This is a genomic window from Pseudomonas sp. COR18 (assembly GCF_048568395.1).
GTDB lineage: Bacteria > Pseudomonadota > Gammaproteobacteria > Pseudomonadales > Pseudomonadaceae > Aquipseudomonas > Aquipseudomonas fuscovaginae_B.
In genome coordinates, this window is record NZ_CP183808.1 from 5,757,194 (window position 1) to 5,777,867 (window position 20,674).

At 65.5% G+C, this 20,674-nt stretch carries 12 protein-coding genes; 5 read left to right on the top strand and 7 right to left on the bottom strand.

The features are described from left to right. Nucleotides 1-84: 84 nt before the first annotated feature. From ACM62G_RS26485 to ACM62G_RS26505, 5 genes are all read right to left on the bottom strand, one after another. Nucleotides 85-1,446 carry a hypothetical protein gene (locus ACM62G_RS26485; protein ID WP_419735969.1) on the bottom strand — a complete coding sequence of 454 codons (1,362 nt, stop codon included), beginning with the start codon at nucleotides 1,444-1,446 and terminating at the stop codon, nucleotides 85-87. Beyond that, complete coding sequence (locus tag ACM62G_RS26490; protein WP_419735970.1) at nucleotides 1,443-7,754, bottom strand: AAA domain-containing protein; 6,312 nt, start codon at nucleotides 7,752-7,754, stop codon at nucleotides 1,443-1,445. The genes ACM62G_RS26485 and ACM62G_RS26490 overlap by 4 nt, the downstream gene beginning before the upstream one ends. A 5-nt stretch (nucleotides 7,755-7,759) precedes the next feature. Continuing rightward, entirely contained in the window at nucleotides 7,760-8,413 is a 654-nt protein-coding gene (locus ACM62G_RS26495; RefSeq protein WP_419735971.1) for a 4Fe-4S cluster-binding domain-containing protein, read from the bottom strand. Nucleotides 8,414-8,415: 2 nt separating this feature from the next. Beyond that, the gene (locus ACM62G_RS26500; protein WP_419735972.1) at nucleotides 8,416-10,248 is read right to left on the bottom strand and encodes an AAA family ATPase; all 1,833 of its coding nucleotides are present in this window, start codon (nucleotides 10,246-10,248) and stop codon (nucleotides 8,416-8,418) included. 149 nt (nucleotides 10,249-10,397) lie between these two features. Then, nucleotides 10,398-11,891: an MFS transporter gene (locus ACM62G_RS26505; protein ID WP_337959415.1), complete on the bottom strand. Its 1,494-nt coding sequence runs from the start codon at nucleotides 11,889-11,891 to the stop codon at nucleotides 10,398-10,400. A 26-nt stretch (nucleotides 11,892-11,917) separates the two neighbouring features. Between ACM62G_RS26505 and ACM62G_RS26510 the strand changes: the two genes are divergently transcribed. The 3 genes from ACM62G_RS26510 to ACM62G_RS26520 all read left to right on the top strand — a co-directional run bounded on the left by ACM62G_RS26510 (nucleotide 11,918) and on the right by ACM62G_RS26520 (nucleotide 15,422). Continuing rightward, a complete protein-coding gene (locus ACM62G_RS26510) occupies nucleotides 11,918-12,511 on the top strand; it encodes a LemA family protein (protein ID WP_419735973.1) in 594 nt (197 codons plus the stop codon). A 24-nt stretch (nucleotides 12,512-12,535) separates the two neighbouring features. Beyond that, a complete protein-coding gene (locus ACM62G_RS26515) occupies nucleotides 12,536-14,443 on the top strand; it encodes a M48 family metalloprotease (protein WP_419735974.1) in 1,908 nt (635 codons plus the stop codon). A 76-nt stretch (nucleotides 14,444-14,519) separates the two neighbouring features. Next, entirely contained in the window at nucleotides 14,520-15,422 is a 903-nt protein-coding gene (locus ACM62G_RS26520; protein ID WP_419735975.1) for a LysR family transcriptional regulator, read from the top strand. Nucleotides 15,423-15,538: 116 nt separating this feature from the next. Here the strand turns inward: ACM62G_RS26520 and ACM62G_RS26525 are convergent, their stop codons facing one another. Next, on the bottom strand, nucleotides 15,539-16,309 hold the full coding sequence (locus tag ACM62G_RS26525; protein WP_054060483.1) for a substrate-binding domain-containing protein: 771 nt from the start codon (nucleotides 16,307-16,309) through the stop codon (nucleotides 15,539-15,541). A gap of 78 nt (nucleotides 16,310-16,387) precedes the next feature. Next, nucleotides 16,388-17,686 (bottom strand): MFS transporter, encoded by a 1,299-nt coding sequence (locus tag ACM62G_RS26530; protein ID WP_054060484.1) that lies wholly within the window; start codon nucleotides 17,684-17,686, stop codon nucleotides 16,388-16,390. A 370-nt stretch (nucleotides 17,687-18,056) separates the two neighbouring features. Here ACM62G_RS26530 and ACM62G_RS26535 point away from each other — a divergent pair, with 370 nt between their 5' ends. Beyond that, nucleotides 18,057-19,370, top strand: a complete 1,314-nt coding sequence (locus tag ACM62G_RS26535) for an MFS transporter (protein WP_192842778.1) — start codon at nucleotides 18,057-18,059, stop codon at nucleotides 19,368-19,370. Nucleotides 19,371-19,442: 72 nt separating this feature from the next. Further along, nucleotides 19,443-20,630 carry an MFS transporter gene (locus tag ACM62G_RS26540; RefSeq protein WP_419735976.1) on the top strand — a complete coding sequence of 396 codons (1,188 nt, stop codon included), beginning with the start codon at nucleotides 19,443-19,445 and terminating at the stop codon, nucleotides 20,628-20,630. Nucleotides 20,631-20,674 lie beyond the last annotated feature (44 nt).

A 20,674-nucleotide genomic window follows, 5' to 3' on the forward strand; every position in this document is an offset into this window, starting at 1 on the left:
GCGGCGACGCCGCCCCGGGCCTAGCATTGAAGCGGACGTGCGCCCTGGCCCATCCCGATTGCATTGCTCACGAGGGCCCGGCGATCAGCCGCCGGTCCTGTTCTCTGAACGGCTCGTTTCGAGGGTTTGCTGCGACTCGACAGCCGCCACCACCTTGAGCTCGACCTGGCCGACCTCCAGGGCCTGTTCGATGATCAGGTCACCGCCCTGGCTTTTCAGCAGCGCCTGCAGGCGCTGGAACTCGTCACACCAGATGGTCTCGATGTCGCGGTCCCGGGTCTTGTCGCGTTCGTGGCTCATGGCCACGGCACGCACTTGCAGGCGGCCGGTGTCGGCCTTGCCGCCCACTTCGACCCCGAACCCTGGCGTGGCGGTCTTGCGCAGTACCACCCGACCGTTCTGCGCCCACGCGGTTTCCATGCCTTCGCGGGTCTCGTAGCCGAGGCTCGCAAGCCCCTGCAGCACCGCCTGGCGACGGGCGATGGCCGCCTGTGCCTGCAGGTGGGCCGCGATCGCGACCTTGCATTGCTCGATCAGTTCGTCCATCTGCTGCGGGTTCGGGCTGGCGTGACTGTTTGCGACGCGCTCCAGCAGTGGCTGATGAGTGGAATCCTTGAAGGCGGCCACTTCGTTGGCCAAGTCCTGCAACTGATTGAAACGGGCGCGTTGGTCCTGGTAGCGGCGCGTGGCGTGGGCCAGGTCGAGTACCAGGCTGTCGAGTAACAGGTTGCGGGCCTGCTGGCGCGACTCGGCCTCGGCCTTCCGCAGTTTCAGAACAAATGCTTCGGCCGCTTGTGCACCGTGCAGCAGTTGCAGTTCGGCAATGTGTCGGTCGATGCGCAACAGGCGGACATCCCTTGAACCGTCGAGCTGCTGCCGGGCGATCCAGTCGGCCAGCGAAGGTGTCGGCGTATCGCTCTTCAGTTGCTGGGCGAGGGCGTGTTGCTCTGCGCCGAGGGCTTCCTGTGCGGGCACGCTGGTCAGCAGGGCGAAACCCTTTGCCAGCAGGGTATCCGCGTCTTCACGTCGGGCACCCTGGGCCAGTTCGCCGATCTGCTGCCACAGTTCGCCGGTTACCCGGCCAGGCTTGGCGTGCAGGGCCTTGATCAGGGTCGCCGCGGTTTCGTGGACACGCCGCTGTTGCTGGCGTTTTTCCGTCGCCCGGATAATTGCCCGTTCCTCGCGCTCTTCCAGGTCACGTTCGAGGAAATCGATTTCGATGGGAACGGCCTTTTGCAGTTCGCGCAGTTGATCCTGTTGCAGCAAGGCGCGCAGGCGTTCATACCGGGCCAATGTCGCAGCCCGGTCGGCTTCGCTCAGCTCGCCGATTCTGCCGGCCTGCGCCAGCCAGCGTTCGAGGGCGGTTGCCAGGCGCTGAAGGTGAGCCTCGCAGATCGCCAGGATCTCTTCCCGGGTGACGATGCGGACGACTTTCGGTCCACTCATGCGCTGGTCTCCGTGAGGGGCGCCGGGCTGTCCGGCTGGGGTTCGAGGGCAGGTTGCAGGGCGTTCTCGATCGCCGCCCGCAGCCGTGCCCGTTCATTCTCGCCATCGTGGTACCAACCATGGGACGAGACCCGGTGCAGGCTCGCAATGGCCCGGTGCAGCACCGACGGCCGCCAGATTTCCCGGGCCCGGGCGCGGTTCAACAGGGGGTGGCAGGGGGAGTCGCATTCGATGCCAATGGCATACAGGCCCGTGGCCGGGTTCTCGATCGCAAAGTCCAGGCCAAAGGCATCGCCCTCGTTGGCACTGCTGGCTTGCCAGCCGAGCGACTGAATGTACTGGCCGACAGTGCTGACGAAACCGTCGCGCGGTTGCTGCTGACGGCGCCGGGCCTCGCCACGGTCGGTCTGCAGGCGGTTGAGCAGGCTGCTGCTGGTGGCGAACTCCCCGGACGACAGGCTCCGGGCATACTCCAGGTAACCCTGCAGGTAGTCGCGGGGGCTGTTGGGGGCGCGGTGGGTGTTGAGCATGTCGGAGATGTCGGCGATCGGCATCGAGGTGACCAGCACCACCTTCCGGCGGGCGCGGGTGACGGCCACGTTCAGCCGCCGCTCGCCGCCTTTCTGCCCGAGCACGCCGAAGCTGCGGCGGAACGCGCCCTGGCTGTTGCGGCCGAAGGTGGTGGAGAAGACGATGATGTCGCGTTCGTCACCCTGGACGTTTTCCACGTTCTTGACGAACACCGACATGTCTTCGCCGTCTTCCAGACGCTCGCGCTCCTGGGCGTAGGCCTGGCGGAACACCTCGTCTTCCTCGGCGCGTCGCTCCAGATGTTCCTCGATCAGGTCGGCCTGCTTGCGGTTGAAGGTGACCACGCCGATGGACGGGCGCTGTTCGTGAGGCTGGCGCCAGAGCTCGGCGAGATGCTCCACCACCCGCTCGGCTTCCAGGATATTGCTCTGGTTCTGGTAGAGCCCGTCCACCTGGATCAGCTCCAGCGGCTTGATCCGCAGGATATTGGCCTGGGGATGGCGCACCGGCACGCTCAGGCGGTTGCCGTAGAACGACGCGTTGGAGAAGCCGATCAGTTCGCGGTAGGCCGACCGATAGTGGATCTCCAGGGTGGTGCTGGGCAGTACGCTGCGGGCCAGTTGCAACAGGTCCGGGCAATCCTTGATCTCGCGGCGGTTCCAGGTGTCTTCGAAGGCTTCGCGCTGTTCCTCGTCGGCATCTTCATCCGGCAGGTCGCCGTCGAACAGTTCGGCCTCGTCACTCTCGACCCGGCTTGAGAAGAAGGCCGTGGGCGGCATCTGTTTCTCGTCGCCGCTGATCACTGTCACCCGGCCGCGGTAAAGCGTTGGCAGGGCAAACTCCACCGGCATCTGCGAGGCTTCGTCATAGATCACGGTATCGAACAGGCCGGCCTTGAGCGGCAGGACGCGGCTGGCCACGTCGGGGTTCATCAGCCAGACCGGGCGCAGGCTCATCAGGCCCAGTTCCGAGCCCATTTCGATGAACTCGCGCAGGCGTCGCGAGCGTTTGCCGGTCAGGCGGGTGACGTCTTCCCATTGCTTGCGGCTGCCCAGGCGGGCAGTGTCGACGCCCTTGCCGAGCAGTTCGCGGTTGAGCAGGCGCATCTGGATGTCGGCCTCGGCCAGGCCGGCAATCTTCGCCCGGGCCTCGTCCTGGCCGAACAGCAGCTCCGGGTTGGCCTGTTCGATCCGGTGCTTCCAGCCGAGCCGGGCTTCACGATTGAGCAACCGGCGCACGGCGCTTTCGAGCTGGTCGACGGGGAACTGATCGAGCTTGTCCTGGATTTGGCGCAGCAGGGCGAGCAGTTCGAGGTCGGCCTGGCCGAGTTGCCCGACCCGGCCGCGAAAACGCTGGTAGGCAGCCAGTGCGGGCAGGTCCTGTTGCAGTCGGGTCAGGGCCAGCAGGTTGCTTTCGTTGGTGGCGACGGCACGTTCAAGTGCCTGGCGCAGGTCGTCGCCGATCCAGTCGGCCAGGGCCTTGAGCCGGTCCAGGCTGTGTTGTCGTGCACCGTGGCGCACGAGTGCGGCATCGAGGTCCTTGAGCAGCGCCTCGAAGCTCTGTTTCTGCCCCGTAAGAATCGCGGCATCGACCTGTTCGCCACGCGGCGCCGACGCCAGGCCCTGGGCCAGTGCCTGGATCTCGCGCAGGTGGCGGATATCCTGGCTGGTCAGGCTCGCCAGCTCCAGCCGGACGGCCTGGGCAATCGCTTCCAGGCCCAATGCCTGGCGCGCGGTGTTCAGGGCCGCATGCAAAGGGCGGGTGCGGATTTCCAGTTCGGCGGCGGCCAGCAGGGCCGGCAGGCGGGAGTCGTCGGCCTGGGCGTCGTGGCTGCGCAGGAAAGCCCGCACCCGCCCGCGCCGCATCAGGTGCAACGGGTTGATCCGGGCCAGCCAAGATTTGGCTTTGAGCACCTGGGCGGTCTGTACCCGCAAGCTCTCCAGTTCCTTGTCGGTCAGGGCACCGAGTGCCGGGGAGTGGGCGGGCAGGTAGTGCGCGGGATCCAGCTGGCGCAGCTGTAGTTCGACATCACCCAGCTCGGCGAGCAGGCTTTCGCCGCGCAGGGCCTGGGCCGTTTCGCTGCGACGGAACAGCGGCAACCAACGGGCCAGCCGCAGGCGCTGTTCTTCCTTCAGGCCCAGCAAGGCCTCGACATGTCCGGCCATCCAGTTCCGGTAAGGCGTGGGGTCGTCGACTTCGAAACTGGACAGGTGTTCCTGCAGCACGCCCTGGCGAGCCGCTTCCGCGGCGACAAACGCCTGCAGGCATTCGGTGAAAGCCTGCAAGGTCGCCGGGTCGGCGGCGAAAGGCTGCAACTGTGCCAGGGCGCTGCCTTCGAAACGGGCCGGCAGCCAGAGACGGATCAGCGGTGCGCAGTTTTCTTCAAGGCGCGTCAGGCTGGCGATGTCCAGTCCTGCCAGGCGCTGGCGCAGTGCCGGAAACTCCAGGGGAGGGCTGCCTTGCTCCAGTTCGATCAGTTCTCCGAGCAAGCCGCGGTAACTGATGCCGGTCGCCTCGTCGAGACGATGCAGGCTCTGGTGGAAACGGTCCAGTTCGCCTTCCAGGGTTTCGATGCGTGCCGCCAGGCGTTCGCGCTGGCGCTGCCAGTCAGGGGCCCAGGCCCCCTCGATAAACAGCGCTTCCAGTTGCTCGCGGATGCTGCGAATGACCGGCTCGCGGTCGCGGTTGACGTCATTGAGCATGACGATGCGCTGGCCCAGGCCTTCGGCAACCAGGCGCTTGTGCACCACCTCCAGGGCTGCATGCTTCTGGCAGACGATCAGCAGGCTGCGCTGGCGGCCAATGGCGTCGGCGACCATGTTGACGATGGTCTGGCTCTTGCCGGTGCCCGGCGGGCCCTCGACCAGCAACCCGGGACTTTGCCGGGCGCGCAGGACGGCAGCCTCCTGGGACGGGTCGCTGGCGGCGGTGAAGAAGCGCTGCAGTTCGGGCGGTATCCCGCTGTCCTGCGCTTCGCCCGGCTCCTTGAGGCGCAGCGCGGTTTCCAGGCCGGTGCCAGCGGGGGACAGCGACCTCAACTGGCGCAGATCCTCGCCGATGGCCTGGCCCATGAAGGTGACATGGAACAGCACGGCGGCGCAGGCCAGTTCGTCCTTGTACGGTGTCACTTCGATGCTGGTCGGCGGCAGCGCGGTCAAGGCCCGTGATCGAGCCGTGGCGAGCATGCCAAAGGCGTCCATCACATCGGCGGCGCGGATCGCCGAGCGGCCCAGCAGTTCTTCCGCGGTCTTGCGCCACTGCTTGCAGGCTTCGGGGCCGAGCAGGCTGTCGAGCGCCGGGTTGAGCCGGACTTCCTCGCGTTCGCCGTCGAAGGCAAGTGCGACCTGGGCGCGGCTGCCGACTTCGACCAGCAGTTTCAGCGGCCACAGCAGCAACGGCACGATGCGTGGGCGGGTATTGCCCCGGGCATCGCGACTGAGCAGGAACGGGAACCCCAGGTACAACCCGTCGATGCCGGTATCGCGCTTGTACAGCGAGCTTTGCCGGTGCAGCGCGTGGAGTCGCGATTCCAGTTGCGTGTTGGCCAGGAAGCTTTCCGGGTCGAGATTCACCGAACGGGCGTTGCGCAACAGCAGGTGATCGAGCAGGGCGGCGGCGGGGCGACGCTCGCTGTCCAGTTCCTGGAGATCGACCCGCGCGGTGGTCTTGCCGATGCTCATGCGTACCAGTGGCCCACGCATCACCGCGGTGACGACCTTCTTCTCGAAGAAATCGAGGATCTGCGAGACGTACTGCTGCTTCTGCGGCTCCAGCCATTGCTCGGCGGGAATCGCCAGCAGCACCAGGGCCTTGGCCAGCGGCATGCGCCGTTCCAGGCGGAACTGCTCCGCCCAGTCATCCACCGCCGGTACGCCACTGCGGGCGAAGCCGCTGATACGCTCGTCGACGGCGCGATACAGATCCTGCCGGCTGTGCTCCAGCAACGCGCTGGCGCTCTGGGTGTCAAACAGCCGGACATCGGCTTCCCTGGCCAGGCCCGCGGCTTGCTCGACGATCGCCGTGGCCGAACGGAACTGGCTGATGTTCGCGCTGAGCAGGACGATCAGGTCCTCTTCGGCGATCACCCGGCGTTCCGACAGGGCCTGCAGCCCAGGATGGTCGGTGTCCGGCAGCAGGCGCTGGCGGTCCTGCCACTGGGCGGCCAGCCGTGCGCGGGAGGTGGACAGCAGATAGATGCGCAACTGCTCTTCGTCGACCTCGATGTGCTGGTGCAGCGCCCGCTGGCGAACGTTCTGCGCGCGGACGCTGAGCCGCGACAGCCAGCTTTCGGTCTGCAACTGTTCGAGCAGGTCGGGCAGCGAGCCGCTGATCAGCCGGTAACCCTCCAGCGGATGGTCCAGCAGCCAGCCCGGGGTGACGATTTCTCCGCGATGGATCAGCGGGATTTCGGGGTTGAGCAGTTTGAGGGCCAGCATCAGGCGGAAATCGTCCTCGATGCCTTCGTGCTGGGCCACCTGGCGCAAGCCGGCCAGTAGCCGCGGCGCCAGGCCGATGTGTTCGGCCCAGGTGACGATGACGCCACGCAGCAGATGGTCGAGGGCCTGGGCCCAGTGGTCCGCCTGGGCCGCCGCCAGGGCGAATACCGAGGGTTTGCGAAAGCGCTGGCTGCCCAGGGTGATGGCCGCGCCTTCGTCATCATCCCGTTCGCTGTACGACGAGGCCGGAGCCTCTACCGGCAGGCCGTTGAGCCAGTCCTGCAGCTGCGGCCACTGCCAGCGCTGGTGCCGGTCACGGGCCAGCAGGCCGCGCAGCAGCAGGTTCAGTTGCGGGTCGAGATCGTCGGGGATCGGCACGCCGTTGGCGAGCACATGAATCAGGAAGGCGTTGGGGTTGATGCCTTCGAAGCAGGCACCCTGGGTCAGCTGTTCGAGCAGGACCATGCCCAGGCTCCACCAGTCCGACGCCGGGGCCACGCCGCCGGCGATCGCTTCGGGGGCCATGTAGCGGCTGGTTTCCAGCGGGGAAACGATATCCAGGTCGAACTCGGACAGCCGCGCCGAGCCAAAGCCGCTGATCACCAGGTCCAGCGGTTCGCGGCTGCGCACCAGCAGGCTGGCCGGGCGCAGGTCGCGATGGCGCAGGCCGGCCTCGTTGAAGGCATGCAGGGCCTGGCCCAGCTCGCCGACCACATGGCGAACGGCGGCGGCATCGCGGACGACGCTGCCGAGGTCGGCCAACGTGCCGCCGGTCAGCTCCTCGATCACCTCGTAGGCGCGCTCATTCCAGCGGCCGGTGGCGAGAATCTCCGGCACATGGTCGCGGGGCAGCCGGCGGATCACGTCGTAGATGGCCGGGTCCGGTTCGGCACCCGGGCGGTACAGGGTCAGAACGGCCTGCTGGTCGCTTTCCTCATGCCGGGCGATGTAGCGCTCGCGGACGCCGTCGGTGCAACTGATCTGCCGCAGCAGGTGCCAACCCTCCACCCGTGTGGCGCTGTCGGGTTGCAGGGGCGCTTGTGGCGGCTCGATGTCGTTCGACGGGGCAGCCGCAGGGCCGCTGCCACACTCCAGGCACATCAGGTCGCCGGCCTCCAGGGGATGGCCATTTTCGCAGAGGGCGGTGAGGGGCGCCGCGGCGACTTCGTCGGCGACCTGGGCCAGTTCGTCCACGGTGACCACCGCTTGGGGACGCCAGCCATCGGGGTGAATGGCCTCGCCGGACAGGTCCCAGCCGCAGGCATGGTCACCGAGGATGCCTTCACAGAAGATTTCCGCGAGCGAGCGCTCCGACTGGCAGTTTGGGCAAAAACGAATCATCCGTATCACTTCCCTTGGCGAGGCCGCGAGGTATGGGCGCTCAGCTGTAGTTGGTGGCCTTGGTCATGGAGCAGGTCGCGTAGCCGAAGCAGGTCGTCACGCCTTGGGATGCCGGCCATCCAGACGCTGCCATCGTCGTCGAACATCAGGTCCAGCGCCTTGTCGGCAGGTATTAGCCGCCGCTCATAGGCGGCCAGACGCGTGCGCCCCCGTTCGGTGAACAGGCTCAGCCGCTGGTTGTCGCTGCCGCGCAAGGCCATCGATTGCGGCTGTTCCTGCCGGTAGGGGTCGCTGATCAGGCCGTCAATCAGGCCATGGGCCTGCCGTAGCCTGGGTTCGAGCTGCTCCAGCGAATAGCCGCTGTAGACCAGGATGTCGACGTCGCTCAGGCGGCGCAGTTCACCGAGCAGGGCCAGCAATGCCTCGAACTGATCGAAGGGCTCGCCACCGGACAGGGTGATGCCTTCGGCCTCGGCCAGCCACGGCTGCAGTTGCGCCAGCAGTTGAGGCAAGCCGATACGCCAGCGGCCGGGGCCCCAGGTGTCGGCGGAAATGCAGCCCGGACAACGAATGCTGCAGCCCTGGAACCAGATGCCCAGGCGCCGTCCCGGTCCCAGTGTGGTGACCGGAAAATGCACCCGTGACAGGCTCAGTTCCATGTTCAGCGACGTTCCAGGTTCAGGCCGGTGGCATCCAGTTCGGTAATCAGGAACGCCTGGCCCGGTTCCGCCTCCTGGTCGAACAGCGCCCTGGACAAGGGGTTGAGCAGGCGCGCTTCGAGCTGGTTGCGGATGCCGCGGCCACCGTTGGACAGGTCGCGCAGGCACAGGTCGTGCAAGGTCTGGCGAGCGGCCGGGGTCAGTTCGATGGTCAGTTGCTGGTCGCGCAGGTCGGCGAAGGTGCTCTCGACCATCTGGGTGAAGATCTGCTCGGCGACCTCCGCGCGGATGAAGTCGAATACGATGATGTTTTCACCGATGCGGTTGAGGATTTCCGGGCGGTTGAGCACCAGCTTGAAGTAACGGTCGATCTCGCCGTGGACCTTGTCGCGGACCATTTCATAGGGTTCGCCCGGCAGCACGTTGGCGGCGCGTTCGCCATTCTCACCCTGGCGGTAGATGCCCAGGTTGGAGGTGAACACGATCAGCGCCTCGGAGAAATACACCCGATCGCCGCGGCCGGAGGTCAGTACGCCGTCGTCGAGGATCTGCAGGAACTTGTCGAGGATGCGCGGGTGGGCTTTCTCGATCTCGTCAAACAGCACCACGCTGAAGGGTTTTTCGCGGATGGCGTTGGTCAGCTCGCCGCCCACGTCGTAGCCGACGTAGCCCGGTGGCGCGCCGATCAGGCGTTGGTCGGCATGTTCGGCGCTGAACTCCGACATGTCGAAGCGGATGTATGCGCTTTCGTCGCCGAACAGCAGGCTGGTGATGGTTTTCGCCAGCTCCGTCTTGCCGACCCCGGTGGGCCCGGCCAGAAAGGCCACGCCCCGCGGGCGGTTGCCCTTGCGGCTGGCACCGACGCCGGTCATGGCCCGCTTGACGATGTCGAGCATGTGGGTCACGGCATGGGTCTGGCCCTTGACGCGCCGGCGCACGATGTCATCGGCTTGGCGGATGCGCTGCCGGTCGATCTTCAGCCAGGGGTCTTCGGTGACGCCGACCTTGTAGCGACGCACGGCATCGGTGATGCGTTCCATCGGCACGTCTTCCACCCGGGCCAACTGGGCGATGGCGCTCAAATCGAGCAACAACAGGCCTTCGGTGTTTTCGACGAAGGCGTCGATGGCCGCCTGCCGCTCCTGCTCGCCGGCGTCGGACTTGCCCGACAGCCCCTTGAGCAGTGCCGGCGCCAACGCCCGGCGGGCCAGCTGGTCGGGTTTGGACACGGGTATGTGGCGCAGGCGCGGGTTGTCGACCAGCAGCCAGTCGGGCAGGTCGCCTTCCTTTTCCACCACCCACAGCACGCTGTTGAAGAAGGGTTTGCGCTGTTCTCCGGCCGGGCGGCTGCGGGTCTGGTGCGACAGGACCAGGGCCTGGGTGAACAACTGGTGTTCGGCCGCGCTCAGCGAGTCGTTGCGCACCACCAGGCGGGACGCGAAGTCGACGATCAGGGCGATCGGCTCGCCCGGGCGATTGACCAGGCGTTGCAGGGTAACCCCCAGCAGGTCGATTCCCGCTGGGGCAATGCCGTCTACTGGCGTGAGGCCCAGTTCGGTGAGCAGGGCCTGCCCGGTAGCCGGGTCGCTGCCGGGGCGCCCGAGCATGCGGAAACCGGCGACGGGATCCCAGGCGAGCACTTGGGCATAGCCGCTGCTGAGCAGCAGATCGCACAGCGCCTGGTTGAAGCTCTGCGCCGTGACGGTGCCGGGAGCTACCTCGCAGGCTTGCAGGTCGCGGATGTTCCCTGACAGGACAAATTGGCTTTTCAGCGGCAGGAAGCGCAACAGGTCGCGCGCCCACCGTGGCTGTTCAAACGGAGCATTCCCTGGCATTGGCGACTCGCAGCGGTAAGGATTTGCGTAGGATGTTACCTACAAGATGTCTTCCTTAATACCCTATTCGGGTCTGAAAAAAGGCATGGCGCGAGGTCAAGGCGGTGGCCCGCATACCCCTGGACGGGTAGCGGGCCCTGGCAGGCGGCCTAGTGCGCCGGGGTAGTCTGGTGGGCCTCTACCGCTTCGGTCAGGTCCTGGGTCATGCGCAGTTCGACGCCGGTGGGGGAGTACTGGGTGGCCGCGGCGAACGGCGCGGCGGCGACCGGCACCGGGTGTGCACGACGGCGCCAGACGAAGAACATCACCAGCGCCAGGTTGAGCACCGCGAAGGCCCAGAACAGCCCGGACGGCCCGGCCCATTCCATCAGCGGTGAAATCGCCAGGGGACTGATCGCCGAGCCCAGCGAGTTGATCAGCAGCAGCCCCTGGATCATTCGCACCAGGGCGCCGGACGGCGCACTGTCCGCCGCGTGGCTGACGGCCACCGGGTACACCGCGAAGACGCCCCCGCCGAGCAGGAACATCACCACCAGCATCGGCCAGCCCGACGCCGGCAGCAGCAGGGTGATCGCCGACAACAGCACGCAGGCGGCGCTCAGGACGATCAGTACGGTCTGGCGGTCCTTGCGGTCGGACCAGCGGCCCACCGGGTATTGCAGCACCATCGCACCGAAAATCACCGCGGCCATGGTGTGGCCGACTTCGGTGACGCTCAGCCCGACCTTTTGCAGGTACAGCGGCAGCAGGGTGTACACCGCGGCAATGATCACCCCGGAGCCGAAGCAGCCCATCACGCCGGTCGGGGTGATGCGGATCAGTTGGCCGGCCGGCAGTGGCTCGGCGCGTTCGACCGGCGGGGTGACCCGCGGAATCATGGCGATCGGCACCAGCGACAGCGAAGCGAGCATCGCCGCGATGGTGAACGGTACGCTTTCACCGGCGTCCATCACCGGGCCGAGGCTCATCTGCCCGAGCAGGCCGGCGCCGTACAGCGCGATCATGTACAGCGCCAGCAGGCGTCCGCGGATCTTCGGCTCGGCCACCAGCAGCAACCAGCTTTCCACCACCAGGTACACCCCGACGAGCGCCCAGCCGCCGACCAGGCGCAGGCCGGACCACACCCATGGGTCGTGGCTCAGGCCCTGCAAGGCGATGGTGACCGCGATCAGTGCGGCGAAACAGCTGTAGGCACGAATATGGCCGATGCGCACGATCAGCCGCTCGTTGAAGACCGAGCCCAGGGTCAGGCCGATGAAGTAGGCCGACGACACGATCCCCACCATGCTGGCGGAGAATCCCATTGCGTCCAGGCGCAGGGTGGTGAGCGAAGACATCAGCGCGCTGCCGATGCTGATGATGAACAGACCCAATAGCGGTGCCAGCGCCATGGTCAATAATTGCACGGACATGATGACCTCAGGAAACGGACGGAGTGACGGTGTTGCAGGCGGGGTCTTATAGGAGTTCTGGGCTGGCAACGCAGGCGCGGATCTTAGCGGGCAGGGTCGTGCAAATGAAGAGGTCGACGCGCGATTTTCGGCATCCTCATCGCCGGTGTGATGTTTTGTCGCAGGGGCGTGAACGGTGGTAGTGGCGAATTCTGCGCCTACCGGAGATTTTGCGCTAACATCGCCGCTCATTTTCCTGACGAAGATAAGGACGTCACATGACCTTCATTCTGATCCTTCTGGTTATCATCGCCCTCCTGGTCTTCTATGTCATCGGCATCTACAACAAGCTGGTGACCTTGCGCAACCGCTTCAAGAATGCCTTCGCCCAGATCGAGGTCCAGCTCAAGCGTCGTCACGACCTGATCCCCAACCTGGTGGAAACCGCCAAGGGCTACATGGCTCATGAGCGCGGTACCCTGGAAGCGGTGATCAACGCCCGCAACCAGGCCGTGACCGGTCTCAAGGCCGCCGCCTCGAAGCCGGGCGATGCCGGCAGCATGGCCCAGCTGGGCAGCGCCGAGGGGCTGCTGAACAGTGCCCTGGGCCGCCTGAACGTGACCCTTGAAGCCTACCCGGACCTCAAGGCTTCCCAGAACATGCAGCAGCTCGGTGAAGAACTGAGCAGCACCGAAAACAAGGTGGCCTTCGCCCGGCAGGCATTCAACGACGCGGTGATGGCATACAACACCTACAAGCAGACGTTCCCGCCGGTGTTCTTCGCTGCCGCCTTTGGACACTCCACCGATGCCAGCCTGCTGGAGTTCGCCGACAGTGCCGAGATCCAGGCTGCACCCAAGGTGTCGTTCTAATCCGCTTTCATCCACGGACGGTTCATGAATTTCTTTGAACACCAGGACCGCGCCCGTCGTCAAACCGGGCGCCTGATCCTGTTGATGGCCCTGGCGGTCATCAGCCTGATCGCCCTGACCAGCCTGGCTCTGACCCTGATCTGGCACTTCTATGGCGAATCGGAGAGCCGCCGCAGCGTGACGCCGGTGCTGGACCCGACGCTGGTCGGCGCCGTGGCGCTGGTGGTGATCGGCGTGGTGCTGTTCGGCTCGCTGTACAAGCGCGTGCAGTTGAATGCCGGCGGCAAGCTGGTCGCCGAAAGCCTTGGCGGGCGGCTGATCAACCTGGATCCCCAGGACTTCCATGAAAAGCGCCTGCTCAATGTGGTCGAGGAAATGGCCCTGGCTTGCGGTGCGCCGGTGCCGTCGGTGTATGTCCTCGAAGATGACAGTATCAACGCCTTTGCCGCCGGCCTGAGCCCCAAGGATGCGGTGATTGGCGTGACCCAGGGGGCGATGAGCCTGCTCGATCGCGATGAGCTGCAGGGCGTGATCGCCCACGAGTTCAGCCATATCTACAACGGCGACATGCGCCTGAACATGCGGCTGATCGCCTTGCTCCACGGCATCCTGCTGATCGGCCTGATCGGACACTGGGTGTTGCGCAGCGATAGCGGTTCCTCGCGCCGTTCCTCGTCCTCGAACGACAACAAGGGCGAGCTGTTCAAGGTGGCCGTTGGCCTGACTCTGCTGATACTTGGCTATGCCGGGACATTTTTCGGCAATCTGATCAAGGCTGCGGTCAGTCGCCAGCGCGAATTCCTCGCCGATGCCTCGGCGGTGCAGTTCACCCGCAATCCCGACAGCATCGGTGGTGCCCTGAAGAAGATCGGTGGCCATGCGGCCGGCTCGCAGTTGCGGGCGGCGAATGCCGCTGAGTTCAGCCATCTGTATTTCGGGGCCGGGATCAAATCGGCCATCGACGGTCTGTTCGCCACCCATCCGCCGTTGGCGGAACGTATTCGTCGGATCGAGCCGGGTTGGGATGGCCAGTATCCGCAGGTGAAACGCTCGGGCACCCACCCCGAAGAGCTGGCCGCGCCATCGACGCCGTCTGCTCGCCCGGCCGGGTCGACGGCCTTTGCTCAAGCGGCGGTTGCCCAGTCCATTGCCGCGATCGGCGACCCTGGCCTGGCGCACCTGCAGGAGGCCCGGGATACCCTGCAGACCTTGCCCGAGGCCCTGATCCGGGCTGCCCACGGCAGGGAAGGCGCCCAGGCACTGGTCTACGGTCTGTTGCTCGATTCGGTGGAGGTCCTGCAGCAACAGCAACTGGACCTGCTGCGCCCGCATCTGCAGCCGGCCCTGGCCGAGCGCCTGGAAGCCTTGCGGGCACCGTTGCGCGAGGTGCCCCAGGGGCAACGCCTGGCCCTGGTCGATCTGGCGATCCCGGCGCTCAGGCAGTTGGGCCGGGACGAGTTCAACGCCGTGAAGCGTGGCATGGCCTTGCTGATCCGCACGGACGATCGGGTCGAGCTGCTGGAGTGGACCTTGTTGCGCATCGTCGAACGCAATGTCGAAGGTCTGCGCTCGGTGGCTGGCAAGTATCGCCTGGAGGCGCTGGCCGACGAGGTGGCGCTGCTGCTGTCGTTCCTGGCCCGGGCCGGGCAGGCTGATCCGCAGCGGGCCGGCCAGGCGTTTGCCCATGGCTGCGCCGAACTGGCGTTCGTGGTGCCGGCCTTCAGGGGCGAGGGCGACCTGAAAGCCCTGGAGGCGGCCTTGCATCGCCTGACCGGTTTGCTGCCGCTGCAGAAGCCGGCACTGCTCAAGGCCATGGCCCGTTGCATCTGGCATGACGGCCAAGTCACTGCGGCCGAGGCTGAACTGATGCGGGCGGTGGCCGATATCCTCGATTGCCCGATGCCGCCGTTGCTTGCGGCGGCTCAGGCATGATGCTGCTTCATTGGCTGCATCTATCTGGCTGATCCATGCGTTACACTGATCAATCTGTTTCCGATGAGTGTACGCCGTGGCCATCAACTTCGATTTGAACGATCTGCAGGCCTTTCGCGCGGTGGTCGAGCAGGGCAGTTTCCGCAAGGCGGCCCAGGCCATCAATATTTCCCAGCCGGCCCTGAGCCGGCGGGTGGAAAAGCTCGAGGAAGCCCTTGGCGTGCGGCTGTTCGAACGCACCACCCGACGGGTCAGCCTGACCCAGGTCGGTCGCGCCTTCGCGCCCACGGTGGAGCGGCTGCTGGATGATCTGGACGTTGCGCTGCTGGGCATCACCGATGTCGCTTCGACCCGGCTGGGGCATGTCACCGTGGCCTGCGTGCCCTCGGCGGCGTATTACTTCATGCCCAAGGTGATTGCCCACTATCACCGCCAGTACCCGAAGATCCGGATCAAGGTGCTCGATTCCAGCGCCAACGACGTGCATGCGGCGGTGCTCAGCGGCGAGGCGGACTTCGGCCTGAGCTTCACGGGCAATCTGCAGCCGGAAATCGAGTTCGAGCTGCTGGTGGAGGAGCGTTACGTGGTGGCCTGCCGACGTGATCATCCGTTGGCGCAGCAGGCCAGTGTGAGCTGGAAGGAACTGTACCAGCAGGACTACATCAGCCTCGACAAGACTTCGGGCAACCGTTTCCTGCTCGATCAGGCACTGATTCGTCTCACGCCGGAAAAGCCGGGGGTCTGCGAGACCCGGCACGTCACGACCATGATCGGCCTGGTGGAAGCGGGGCTGGGGGTGGCGGCGGTGCCGACCATGGCGATGCCGGGACCGGAGCATCCGATTCTGACCGGTGTGCCGTTGATCGAGCCGCAGGTGATGCGCAAGGTGGGGTTGCTCAAGCGCCGGGGCCGGGTGCTGACCCCGGCGGCCCTGGAGCTGGAGCGGCTGATCGTGGAAATGAAGCAGCCGGCGGGGTAGTGGGGGTTATGAGGTGGGGGCTGGCCAGGCCGTTTGCGGATGAATCCGGTTCCCACGGACTGTTGTGAGAACCGGATCTGTCCGCGAAAGCGCCAGCATCCGCCGCGCAAAACGGCTCAGCGGCTCACTGAGTCCAGCCCGGTGGCCTTCACCGTCTCCTGGGCAGCCGGGGCAGCCAGGTACTGGAGCAATGCCTTGGCCTGTTCCGGGTGTTGTGCATCAACCGGAATACCGGCGGCGAACCGGGTCACCGATTGCACCGACTCCGGAATCTTGCCGACAAAGGTCACCCCCGGTACCGGCAGCAGCTCGCTGACCTGCTGGAAGCCCAACTGGTATTCGCCGCTAGCCACCACCGTGCCCACCGGGATCTTCGGTACCATGCTCGCCTTGGGCTTGAGCTGGGCCTCGATGCCCAGGCGCTTGAAGAGCTGCTCCTGGATATACACACCGCTGGCGCTATCGGAGTAGGCCACGGACTTGGCCTTGAGCAGGGTGTCCTTCAGTTCCTGCTCGGTGCCGATGGCCGGCTTGGCACTGCCTTCGCGCACCACCAGGCCGATCCGCGAGTCGGCCAGTTCGACCCGCGAAGCGGGCACGACCTTGCCTTGCTTGATCAGTTCATCGAGGGCGTAGCCGACCATGATCACCACATCGGCCTTTTCGCCGCGCGCCAGTCGATTGGGGATCGCCTCCGGGGCCTTGCCCATGGACGGGCCGAGCGCGGTGTCGAGGGTATTGCCGGTTTCGGCGGCGAATTTCGGGCCGAGAATCTTGTAGGCGGCGGTAAAGCCACCGGAAGTCATCACGCGGATTTCCTCGGCCTGGGCGACGCTGCCCAGGGCCATGCTGCCGATCAGGGCGAGTTTCAGAAAGAGTGCTTTCATCACATGTCTCTTATTGGAGGGGTGGAATACGATGCTGCCCCGTGGGAACCGGCTCCCACAGGGCAGAGGGGGCACAAACTAGAGGGCAGGCTTGAGCTGCAGATTCGCCTTGCGATACAGGAACAGCGTCGCGCACAGCGCACAGATGGCGGCAAGGCTCATCCAGTAACCCGGTGCGGCCTTGTCACCGCTGTATTCGATCAGCGCCGTGGAGATCGCCGGGGTGAAACCGCCGAACACCGCGGTCGCCAGGCTGTAGGCCAGGGAGAAACCGGCCACGCGGACTTCCGCCGGCATGATTTCGGTCAGCGCGGCAATCATCGCGCCGTTGTACATGCCGTAGAGGAACGACAGCCACAGCAGCACCAGCAGCATGCTGCTGAAGCTCGGTGCCTTGACCAGCAGCGACAGCGCCGGATAGGCCGTGGCCAGGGTCAGCCCGGCCATGGCCAGCAGTACCGGACGGCGGCCGATGCGGTCGGAGAGCGCGCCGCCCAGGGGCAGCCAGCAGAAGTTGGAGACACCCACCAGCAGGGTCACCAGCAGGCTGTCGGCGGTGCTCAGGTGCAGTACGGTCTTGCCGAAGGTCGGTGCGTAGACGGTGATCAGGTAGAAGGCGGTGGTGGTCAGCGCGACCATCAGCATGCCGGCAATCACCGTGACCCAGTTCTGTGCCAGGGTGTTGAGCACTTCACGCATGCCCGGGCGACGCTTGCGCTGGGCGAACTCCTCGGTTTCCGCCAGGTTGCGGCGCAGGAAGAAGATGAACGGCACGATCAGGCAACCGAGCATGAACGGAATGCGCCAGCCCCAATCGGCCACGGCGCTGGCGGCCATCCACTGGTTCAGGCCATAACCCAGGGCGGCGGCGACCACCACGGCGACCTGCTGGCTGCAGGACTGCCAGGCAACGTAGAAACCCTTGCGCCCCGGTGTGGCGATTTCCGCCAGATAGACCGAGACCCCGCCCAGCTCGGCGCCGGCGGAAAACCCTTGCAGCAGGCGCCCGAGCAGGACCAGGGCCGGAGCCAGCAGGCCGATGCTCTCGTAGCCGGGTACCAGCACGATCAGGATGGTGCCGCTGGCCATGATCGACAGGGTGACGATCAGGCCCTTGCGCCGACCGACCTCATCGATATAGGCACCGAGGATGACCGCGCCCAGCGGGCGCATCAGGAAGCCGGCGCCGAAGACCGCGAAGGTCATCATCAGCGAGGCGAACTCACTGCTGGCAGGAAAGAAGGCGGCAGCGATATAGGTGGCGTAGAAGCCGAAGAGAAAGAAGTCGAACTGCTCGAGGAAGTTGCCCGAGGTGACACGGAATACCGCGCCCGCCTTGGCACGGGCGGAACTGGCGGTGGGTGGTGTGGCGTGCATCGTTAGATCTCCAGCGTTTTTATGGCCTGCATCGGGTGCAGATTTTTATTGGTGGTGATACTGGAGCAGCCTTATAGATTTGATAAGTGCATTTTTAGAATGGATTGATGCATGTTATGGATCATTGCCAAGCTTTTGGTTGGGCGTGCTCCCAGAAAGCGCTAGTTTATCGGGTAGAGTCAGGAGATCACCCTGGGCGGCGGGACGGAGCGAAGCCTGATGTGAGTTCGTACAGTCAGGGTTCAGCAAGATCTGCTCACGGATATTGAGCAAAACGCTATGATCCGCAGGGTAGAGCGGATTTCGGGGGTGTGTGATCAGCGGTTCATCGGGAGTTTTCGGGCTGCGCCTGTCGCGCCAGGCCAGTGGCATGTTGGCGATCCTGATCGCCATCGGCCTGTCATCGTTGGACACCGCCATTGCCAACACGGCATTGCCGGCGATTTCCAGCAGTCTGCATACCACGCCCGCCGCTTCGGTGTGGATCATCAACGCCTATCAGCTGGCGGCGGTGGCCACCCTGCTGGCCTTCGCCTCCCTCGGCGGGGTGCTTGGGCATCGCAAGATCTATATGTTCGGCCTGGTGCTGTTCACCGTGGCCTCGGCGTTGTGTGCGATGTCGACCACCTTGACCCAACTGACGCTCGCCCGGGTGCTGCAGGGCATTGGCGGCAGTGCGATCATGAGTGTCAACGCGGCGCTGATCTTCAGCCTGTTCCCGCCGGAAAAACTCGGCAAGGGCATGGGGCTCAATGCGCTGGTGGTGGGTATCTCGTTCGCCGCCGGGCCCACCGTGGCCTCGCTGATCCTGTCGGTGGCCGACTGGCCCTGGCTGTTCGGGGTGAACATTCCCATCGGGCTGATTGCGCTGGCGATGGCGATCCCTTCGCTGCCGCATACGCCGCCCAATGGCCAGCGCTTCGCCTGGGGCACGGCCGGCCTGAGCGCGCTGACCTTCGGTTCGCTGATCTATGCGTTGGGCGAGGGCGCCCAGTTCGCCGGGGCGACGGCGATCTGCCTGGCACTGCTGGTGTGTGTCTGCGCCGGTTACCTGATGATTCGCCGGGAGGCCGGGCATCCGGCGCCGATGTTTCCCCTCGATCTGCTCAAGCGGCCGATGTTTGCCTTGTCAGCCCTGACGGCCTTTTGCTCGTTTGCCACCCAGGGCCTGGCGTTCGTCTCCTTGCCGTTCTTTTTCGAGACGGTGCTGGGCCGCGATCCGGTACAGACCGGCTACCTGATGACGCCCTGGTCGGTGGTGGTGGCGTTGATCGCCCCCTTTGCCGGGCGACTGTCGGACCGCTACCCGCCAGGGTTGCTCGGGGGAATCGGCCTGGGCGTGCTGTCGCTGGGCATGTTGTCCCTGGCCTTGCTGCCCAGTGATCCGAGTGCATTGGAGATCGGCATCCGCATGATCATCTGCGGGCTGGGTTTCGGCTTCTTCCAGTCGCCGAACCAGAAGGCGCTGTTGACCAGCGCGCCGCGTGAGCGCAGCAGCGGGGCCAGCGGGACGATCGCCACGGCGCGGTTGCTCGGGCAGTCGACCGGGGCGGCGCTGGTGGCCTTGAGTTTCGGTATCTCGAGCCATGAGGGGCCGATTCTGGCACTGTTTATCGGGGCGGGGTTTGCGGCGGCGGCTTGCCTGGCGAGTTTTTCGCGGTTGGTGGCGCGTCACGACATTTGACATGTTGACCCCGCCTTTGGCGGTTCGCGGGTAACCGAGCATCGGCCGGCCGCTCCTGCAAGGGGGAAAGGGATGGACAGGGATTACCTGGCGTTTTTTGCGTCGCTGTTTCTTTCAAGGCTGGCCGATCAGATCCTGTTGTTCATCGTCCCGCTGATGGTGTTCCAGACCACCAACAGTGCCGCCTGGACGGGATTGGCGTTCTTTGCCGAGGCGCTGCCACGGTTTCTGGCCTTTCCGGTATGCGGGGCCTTGTGCGACCGCTTTTCGCCGGTGCGTATCCTGCATCTGAGCCAGGCCTGCCGGGCCGTGGCCTGCGTACTGGCCGTTGCCGGTCACGGGCTGTTCGACGGGATCTACTGGCTGGTTGTGCTGTCGGCGTTGTGCGGGGTACTGACCACCCAGGGCATCATGGCCCGGGAGGTGCTGTTGCCGCATATCTTCGCGCGCTACAGCTACACCAGGACGCTGTCCTATTCGCAGATCGCCGACCAGAGCGGCCTGGTGCTCGGCCCATTGTTGGCCGCGCTGCTGCTGGAGGTCATGGCCTGGCAATGGGTGGTGCTGGGCGTGGCCGGGCTGTTCGTGCTGGCCGACCTGGCGATGCTCGCCTGGAAACGCAGCAGCGCGGTCACGCTCCCTGCCTTCGAACAGCAGCCGGGACCCTGGCTGCAGCCCTTGCGCACGGCCCTGGGGCATATCCGCACGCTGCCCGAGTTGCAGAAAATCATCTGCCTGGCGATCGGGGTCAACCTGATCGTCGGCGTGACCCTGGCGACCTCCGCCACCCTGGTGGTCGGCGTCCACGAGCAGGGCAAGGATTACTATGCCGGGCTGCAGGCGGTGGGCGCCGGTGTGACCATCGCCATCCTGTTCGTGCTGGCACGGATCAGCCTGTCGTTGCGCCTGCTGGGCGGGCTGTCCTATGCGCTGATTCTGCTGGGCGGTTTCATCAGCGGCTTCAGTCCCTCGATCGCGGGGTATGTGCCAGGTTTCCTGCTGGTGATCGGCTTTGACAAGATGTTCAACGTGTACATGCGCAGCGTCCGCCAGCGGGCCATCCCGGTGCAGGATTTCGGCAAGACCGTTGGCGTGATCACCTTGCTGAACAACCTGTCGCAGCCCCTGGCAGGTTTGCTGGTCGGGATACTGGCGGCACCGCTGGGGGCTCGTGGGGTGGTGCTGGTGCTGAGCATGGCAAGCACGCTCATCGGCGTGGCGGTGTGCTGGCGATGGTTCAGGCGCGTACCGACAACCTGATCGCGCCACTGGAAAAACCCCGCTGATTGGATATTCTGTGCGGC